The sequence below is a fragment of the Streptococcus mitis genome, from assembly GCF_047464945.1.
GTDB classification, from domain to species: domain Bacteria; phylum Bacillota; class Bacilli; order Lactobacillales; family Streptococcaceae; genus Streptococcus; species Streptococcus mitis_EA.
Genome location: NZ_JASHAX010000011.1, coordinates 46,116 through 54,085 on the forward strand (window position 1 = coordinate 46,116; position 7,970 = coordinate 54,085).

Annotated in this window: 9 protein-coding genes and 1 tRNA gene; all 10 read right to left on the reverse strand. The window is 40.5% G+C overall.

The window, feature by feature from the left end:
• Positions 1–35 precede the first annotated feature (35 nt).
• The 10 genes from fusA to QM424_RS09385 all read right to left on the reverse strand — a co-directional run bounded on the left by fusA (position 36) and on the right by QM424_RS09385 (position 7,918).
• Positions 36–2,117, reverse strand: coding sequence for an elongation factor G (gene fusA / locus QM424_RS09340; RefSeq protein WP_000090355.1), 2,082 nt, complete (start codon positions 2,115–2,117; stop codon positions 36–38).
• A gap of 308 nt (positions 2,118–2,425) precedes the next feature.
• Entirely contained in the window at positions 2,426–2,896 is a 471-nt protein-coding gene (rpsG, locus tag QM424_RS09345; RefSeq protein WP_000087873.1) for a 30S ribosomal protein S7, read from the reverse strand.
• 19 nt (positions 2,897–2,915) lie between these two features.
• A complete protein-coding gene (gene rpsL / locus QM424_RS09350) occupies positions 2,916–3,329 on the reverse strand; it encodes a 30S ribosomal protein S12 (protein ID WP_001142332.1) in 414 nt (137 codons plus the stop codon).
• A 322-nt stretch (positions 3,330–3,651) separates the two neighbouring features.
• A complete protein-coding gene (locus QM424_RS09355) occupies positions 3,652–4,251 on the reverse strand; it encodes a response regulator transcription factor (RefSeq protein ID WP_261043007.1) in 600 nt (199 codons plus the stop codon).
• Entirely contained in the window at positions 4,252–5,349 is a 1,098-nt protein-coding gene (locus QM424_RS09360; protein WP_414394417.1) for a sensor histidine kinase, read from the reverse strand.
• Positions 5,349–6,086 (reverse strand): ABC transporter permease, encoded by a 738-nt coding sequence (locus tag QM424_RS09365; protein WP_004236719.1) that lies wholly within the window; start codon positions 6,084–6,086, stop codon positions 5,349–5,351. The genes QM424_RS09360 and QM424_RS09365 overlap by 1 nt, the downstream gene beginning before the upstream one ends.
• A gap of 1 nt (position 6,087) precedes the next feature.
• Positions 6,088–6,972, reverse strand: coding sequence for an ABC transporter ATP-binding protein (locus QM424_RS09370; protein ID WP_001055969.1), 885 nt, complete (start codon positions 6,970–6,972; stop codon positions 6,088–6,090).
• Positions 6,959–7,153 (reverse strand): hypothetical protein, encoded by a 195-nt coding sequence (locus QM424_RS09375; RefSeq protein WP_000708869.1) that lies wholly within the window; start codon positions 7,151–7,153, stop codon positions 6,959–6,961. Before QM424_RS09375 ends, QM424_RS09370 begins: the two co-directional genes overlap by 14 nt.
• A complete protein-coding gene (locus tag QM424_RS09380; RefSeq protein ID WP_000390697.1) occupies positions 7,150–7,356 on the reverse strand; it encodes a hypothetical protein in 207 nt (68 codons plus the stop codon). The genes QM424_RS09375 and QM424_RS09380 overlap by 4 nt, the downstream gene beginning before the upstream one ends.
• A gap of 488 nt (positions 7,357–7,844) precedes the next feature.
• A tRNA-Pro gene (locus QM424_RS09385) sits at positions 7,845–7,918 on the reverse strand.
• Positions 7,919–7,970 lie beyond the last annotated feature (52 nt).

Consider the following 7,970-nt stretch of genomic DNA (forward strand, 5'->3'; position numbering starts at 1 on the left):
GCCACCAAGTGACTTCCTTCTAGAGTGAGGACTGATTAATCTTCACCTTTGTTTTTCTTAATGATTTCTTCTTGTACTGACTTAGGTACATCTTCGTAGTGGTCAAATACCATCATGAATGTACCACGTCCTTGAGATGCAGAACGAAGAACTGTTGCGTAACCGAACATTTCGGCAAGTGGAACGTAAGCACGAACGATTTGGCTGTTACCGTGTGCTTCCATACCATCTACACGTCCACGACGAGCAGTTACGTGACCCATAACATCACCAAGGTTTTCTTCTGGAACAGTGATTGTTACAAGCATCATTGGCTCAAGGATAGCTGGTTGTGCTGATTTAGCAGCTTCTTTAAGGGCAAGTGAAGCCGCAATCTTGAAGGCAGTTTCAGATGAGTCGACATCGTGGTATGAACCATCGTAAAGTTTAGCTTTAACGTCAACCATTGGGTAACCCGCAAGAACACCATTAGCCATAGATTCTACCAAACCTTTTTCAACCGCTGGGATAAATTCACGAGGAACCACACCACCGACGATTGCGTTTTCGAATTCGAATCCTTTACCTTCTTCGTTTGGAGTAAATTCAATCCATACATCACCAAATTGACCTTTACCACCAGATTGACGTTTGAAGAATCCACGTGCTTGAGTAGAAGCGCGGAATGTTTCACGGTAAGATACTTGAGGAGCACCTACGTTTGCTTCAACTTTGAACTCACGACGCATACGGTCAACAAGGACATCAAGGTGAAGCTCACCCATACCAGAGATAACTGTTTCACCAGTTTCAACGTTTGTTTCAACGCGGAATGTTGGATCTTCTTCAGCCAATTTTTGAAGGGCGATACCCATCTTATCTTGGTCAGCTTTAGATTTTGGCTCAACCATCAATTGGATAACTGGTTCTGGAACATTGATTGACTCAAGGATGATTTTAGATTTTTCATCTGTCAATGAGTCACCAGTAGTAGTATCTTTCAAACCAACGGCAGCAGCGATATCACCTGAGTAAACAGTGTCAATTTCTTGACGGCTGTTAGCGTGCATTTGAAGGATACGTCCGATACGTTCACGTTTACCTTTAGAAGTGTTCAATACGTAAGAACCTGATTGAAGAACACCTGAGTAAACACGGAAGAATGTCAAACGACCTACGAATGGGTCTGTCATGATCTTGAAGGCAAGAGCTGCAAATGGCTCTTCATCAGATGCTGGACGAGTTTCTTCAGCGTCTGTATCTGGGTTAATACCTTTGATAGCTGGGATGTCAAGTGGGCTTGGAAGGTAGTCAATAACCGCATCAAGCATCAATTGAACACCTTTGTTCTTGAAGGCAGAACCACACAATACTGGGAAGAATTCAACGTTGATAGTCGCTTTACGGATACCAGCTTTCAATTCTTCGTTAGTGATTTCTTCACCTTCGAGGTATTTCATCATCAATTCTTCATCAGTTTCAGCAACTGCTTCAACCAATTTTTCACGGTATTCTTGTGCTTGGTCAAGGTATTCAGCTGGAATATCTTCTTCAAGGATATCTGTACCAAGGTCGTTAGTATAGATTTCAGCTTTCATCTTGATCAAGTCGATGATCCCACGGAAGTCATCTTCAGAACCGATTGGCAATTGGATTGGGTGTGCATTTGCTTGAAGACGATCGTGAAGTGTGCTTACAGAGTAAAGGAAGTCAGCACCGATTTTGTCCATTTTGTTGGCAAATACGATACGTGGAACTCCGTACTCAGTTGCTTGACGCCAAACTGTTTCAGTTTGAGGCTCAACACCTGATTGTGAGTCAAGAACGGTAACAGCACCATCCAATACACGAAGAGAACGTTGTACTTCGATTGTGAAGTCCACGTGTCCTGGTGTGTCGATGATGTTTACGCGGTGGTTGTTCCATTGAGCTGTTGTCGCAGCAGATGTGATAGTGATACCACGTTCTTGCTCTTGCTCCATCCAGTCCATTTGTGACGCACCTTCGTGAGTTTCACCGATTTTGTGGATTTTACCAGTGTAGTAAAGAATACGCTCAGTAGTTGTTGTTTTACCAGCATCGACGTGAGCCATGATACCGATATTACGAGTTTTTTCAAGTGAAAATTCGCGTGCCATGAGGTTTATTTCTCCTATTTATTTTTGATTTCTATTCTATTATAACACGATTTTAATAAAAACGGATAGGCAGGACCTACCCGTTCTCAATGTTTTCATGCTATTGTTGGTTTCAACTTACAAGCTGTAAGTTGAGTTGTAGCTAAGGGCTGATTGAGCTCAATTGAACTCAGGCTAAAAGCCCAAGTTAGTTGAGTTGAGCTCAAGCTAAAAGTCTGGAGAAAAAGATGAATCTCATTGGTTGCAATCGCAACCTGCTTCGATTCCCTATTTTCTCTGAGACTTTCTTAACGCTTTCGCATCCTATATTACCAACGGAAGTGTGCGAATGCACGGTTAGCTTCAGCCATACGGTGAGTGTCTTCACGTTTCTTAACAGCTGCACCAGTGTTGTTAGCAGCATCCAAGATTTCTTTTGCAAGACGGTCTTGCATTGTGTGTTCACCACGAAGACGAGCGATTGTTACCAACCAACGAAGTCCAAGTGTTGTACGACGTTCTGGACGAACTTCAACTGGGACTTGGTAGTTAGAACCACCAACACGACGTGCACGTACTTCAAGTACAGGCATGATGTTTTCCATAGCTGTTTCAAATACTTCAAGTGCATCGTTACCAGTAGCTTCTTTGATTTGCTCAAAAGCACCGTAAACGATTGAAGCAGCTGTACCACGTTTACCATCAAGCATAACGCGGTTGATAAGACGAGTAACTAGTTGTGAATTGTAAAGCGGATCTGGCAATACGTCACGTTTTGGAGCTCTATTTTTACGACTCATTTCTCTTTATCCCCTTTCCTTATGCTTTTGGACGTTTAGTACCGTATTTAGAACGGCCTTGTTTACGATCGTTAACACCTGCAGTATCAAGTGCACCACGGACGATATGGTAACGTACCCCTGGAAGGTCTTTTACACGTCCACCACGAAGAAGAACCACGCTGTGCTCTTGCAAGTTGTGTCCGATACCTGGGATGTAGGCAGTAACTTCGATAAGGTTGCTCAAACGTACACGAGCGAATTTACGAAGGGCTGAGTTAGGTTTTTTAGGTGTCATTGTTCCAACACGAGTTGCAACACCACGTTTTTGTGGTGAAGAAACGTTTGTTTGAACTTTTTTATGACTGTTGTAACCAACGTTCAAAGCTGGTGATTTAGATTTTTCTACTTTTGATTTACGCGGTTTGCGAACCAATTGGTTAATTGTAGGCATCTACATTCTCCTGTGTTTTTTTATTTTTGGTGATGATACACTTGGTGACAGCTATCATCTGTGTGTACTTTTGCAACATTTGTCAGCACGTCCCTGTACACTCTTGAGAGACCAAAAGTAAAAAGTACCGTCTATTATTGTAACAAAATTTTCCCTTGGTTGTCAAGATTTTTTTCTTTTTTATTGTTAATTTTAGCTCTTTTGTAGTGCTCCCCCAAAAAAGAAAAAGGAGGAAACCAAGCCCTCCTCTAGTTACAAAATTATTTGGTTTGATTGAATAATTTCAATTTTAGCACATAATGGTTTTCTAGATATGATAGTATCACAACCAACCAGATTCTTTCGCGATATTAGCTGCCTCTGTTCGATTACCAGCATCTAATTTAGAAAGAATATTGGTAACATAGTTTCGGACTGTTCCGTTGGATAGATAAAGTTTGTCTGCAATTTCTTGGTTAGAGAAACCTTGAGCAATTCCCTTTAAAACTGCGATTTCTTGCTCTGTTAATGGATTGGGATGCGTCATCACCACTTCCATCAATTCAGGCGAATACTCCTTGCGCCCTTCGAGGACAGTGTGCAAGGTTTGCATGAGGTCTGCAATGTTTCTTTCTTTTAATACATAAGCATCTACTCCATCCTTGACCGCACGTTCAAAATACCCAGGACGCTTGAAGGTCGTCACCACAACCACCTTTGTTTCAAGCTTTTCTGCTCGTATCCACTCCAAGACTTCAAGACCTGTCTTAACAGGCATTTCTACGTCAAGGATGGCGATATCTATAGACTCCTTTTCAAATAGTTGGATTGCTTCTTGCCCATTCTTGGCTTGAAAGACAGACTCTACATCCGGTTGAAGCGTGAGCAACTGGCACATGGCATCTCGTAACATACTTTGATCTTCTGCGACTAATACTTTCATCTACTTTCTCTCCTTATAGGGTAGTCGAACCTGAACTTCTGTCGGTTCTTTCCAACTAATTACCTTTACTTCTCCCGAAAATGGAAGAACACGATCTCGAACTGTATGGAGGTCATCCCCCTTTATAGAAGCAAAGCCACAGCCATCATCTCTCACTGTTAGAATGAGTTCTTTCTCTGTCCGTTCTAATTTTAAGTAGACTTTAGAAGCTTTGGCATGTTTGATGATATTGGTCACTAATTCAAGCAAAATCATGGAAGCCGTTGACTCCAATTCCTGAGTTAAGCTAGCTGTATCTAGTTGATTAGCTATTTCCACCTCAATTCCAGCAATTTCTAACATCTTTTTCACAGTCTCTAGTTCGGATGTCAAAGTTCTAGACTTAAGATTTTCCACAATGGTTCGCACTTCACGCATTGATTCTTTGCTAATTTGCTGTATTTCTCTTAATTCCTTTTCCACCTGTGAATAAGCCTGTATTTGAAATAACTGCAAGGCTAGATCAGTTTTAACACTAATCATAGCAAAGGTATGCCCCAGACTATCATGTAAATCTTGACCGATACGACTGCGTTCATTTTCAGCAAGCAATAGATTTATCTGCGCATTTTGCTTAGCCTGAGCTTCCTTCAAATCCTCCACAATACGAATCCGAACCAAGCCAAAAGTCATTAAATCGATAAAAGTGATAATTCCAAGCAGATAGACTAGAAACTCAACTTCAACTTCCTGAAAAATCAAAAGTTGCCCCACAACAAGGACTTGAGCAAGGAGAAAAGTCCGGACATGTAAAGAATTAAAACTACGTACGCCGAAATGATAAATTAAGAGATTGGCAAGGAAAAAGAAGAACCAGATATAATTTACACCAACAAAGGCGGTATTCCCAGCTACATAGACCAGCATGAAAAACCAAAAGAATCGGGATAATCGCTGACTCTTGGTTGTTAAAACTCCTAAGTAAGCAACTACAAATAGAATATCAATCAATAAATGCCAGACAGCAAGCTCCCCAATCACTACAGGTAGGATGGGAAAAAGCATAAAAATCAAACTGGCCCAAAACATATAGTGTATGCTTTTCAGTCTTTCAAGCATTAAGCATTCTCCTTATGACCTTGAAGGTAAATGGTCAAACCAAACAAAACTGCTGAAAAAACAAGTAGATAAACTGTGGCTGATAGATTGATGCTACCCTCGTTTAAGAAGGTCTTGAGCAACTCCATCAACTGATAAGTTGGTAGACACTTCCCGATTGCTTGCATCCAGTCTGGAAATAAAGAGATGGGCATCCAGAGTCCGCCTAAAACAGCCAAGCCTAGATAGAGAAGATTGCCCACGACAGACATCAGCTGACTAGAAGGCAAGAGTGTCAAGGTCAAGCCAAGCGCTACAAAAGCTACACTTCCTACTATCAGCAAGAGCGCAGCCCCAATCCAGCTTCCTAAAGGCATATCCACATCTCTGACCAAGTGCCCAACTGAGAAAACAACCAGGATTGAGACCAGATAATCAACCATCATACTTGTTATCTTTGATAGATAATATTCTACCATATTTACCGGAGTATGGCGCAATGTTTTCTGCCAGTTGTTGATTTTATCTGTATGTAAAACAGCTGGGAATGAAAACATAGCTGTCGACATCATGGAAAAGGCTGTCATGGAGATGAGGTAATCACGCATAAAATTAGCTGGTCCACCAGGTGTGTCCTGGTACATGCCTGAAAAGAATAAATAGAAGGCTGTCGGCATCCCTACGGATAATAGATAATAGACTAATTGTCGTTTGGTCAATAGAAATTCTATCTTGTTTAGTGCGATCCATTGTTTCATCTTAGTCATCTCCCTTCTGAGTTTCTTCAAAGATTGTATCCAACAAACTACGATTATTAACTTCAATTTCTTGAATCCTACATCCTGCTTGCACTAACAGTTGCCAAAAAGCATCCGCTTCACGTGTAACTACTTGCAAAGCATCTTGTTTTTGTGACCAGTTTTCAACCAAGTTAGACTGCTCAATGACTTCCTTGTATGCTAGAGGAAGGATAAAGTGCTTTTCAATCTCCTCACTGCGCATGGCTAGAGGTGTTGTATCGCGAATCAACTCTCCCTTATTCAAGACCAAGATTCGGTCCGCTGTATGCTCTACCTCTTCGATATAATGGGAGGAATAGAGAATGGTAACTCCCTTAGCTTTTAGTTCCTGAACAATTTCCCAAAAGCGTTGACGAGTTGAAGTATCCATGGCAGCAGTTGGTTCATCTAAAAAGACAAGCTTTGGTCGCCCAATCAAGGTCAAGACAAAAGAGAATAGACGCTTTTGTCCACCTGACAATTTTTCTGCGAATTGCTCTTTTTGTTGCTGGTCAAACTGCAATAGTTGATTGATTTCCTGGTTGCTCAAGGGATTTGGGTAAATGCTTTGAAAGAAAGCAATCAACTCTTTGACCTTTAATTTCTGAACGATGACATTTTCTTGAGGGAGGTAGGATCTTGTGTAGTCTAACTTAGAGCTCGTCACTGGCAAGCCTTGGATGGATACTTGACCGCTTGTGACCAGTTTATCTCCAAGCAAACAGTCCAAGAGTGTGGTCTTCCCAGCACCATTGGGACCAATCAAGGCGACGCATTCACCTTCAGCTATCTCAAAGGAAATATCCTTCAAAATAGCCTTGCCCTTGATGATTTTATTTAAGCTTTCTACCTTAATCATGTTCATGATATTCTCCTTTCAGCCACTCCTTTCCCATAGGAAAGGCGATAAAAATCATAAATCCTAGTCCCCAGGCACCACGGATGAATTGGTGAAGGAAGGCTTGATCGAACCAACCTGTAAACATTTCTACCAACCATACCACTAGTGATAGTCCAATAAAAAGATAGAGAAATGCTTTTTTCATTTTTCAAACTCCTTTTTCACATCTGAGACTAATTTCAAACCTTCTCGGATAAGCCAGGACATCATTCCAAATCCTGCAAATAGCTCCCAAGGAAAATGATAGAAATCTTCATCCAATCCTGAGAACATGAGATAAGTCATGACTCCTGCTGCTACTAGACTCACTGCGACAATCATTTTATTTTTCATCTCTTCTTCCTCCATTTGATACTTCAATTATAGTCTTTTGAAGTTAGCGGAGCTAGAAGCTTCTGTCACTAGGAAATATGACAAATGTCATAAAAATTCTGTTCAAAACAAGCAAGATACACTATACAATAAAACACAAGTAGAAAAATCTAAGGCAGCTTCCTCAAAAGAAATATCAAACCCCATTCACACTATAATGTAAACTAATACTTACCTAAACTCGTAATAGAAGCAATTTTTATAACATTGAAACATATATTATAGGTTCAACAAAAACTCTTCTATTGCTTTATTAAGAATTAATAAGAGTTAATAAGAGTTATAAAATCTATTAAATTTCAATGTGTATAATTAACTACAGTATTTATTAAACGATTGTTATTAAAATCACTATATAAAATGAATTACTAAAATCGAAAAAAGAGGGAACCAAACTGATTCTCTCTTAATGTATATAATATCTAGTTAAATAAAAAAGATACGCTTGGTATCTCTGTACTGAATCGGGAAGACAGGATTCGAACCTGCGACACCTTGGTCCCAAACCAAGTACTCTACCAAGCTGAGCTACTTCCCGAGTTAAATAGAAAAATGCACCCTAGAGGAGTCGAACCTCTAACCGCCTGATT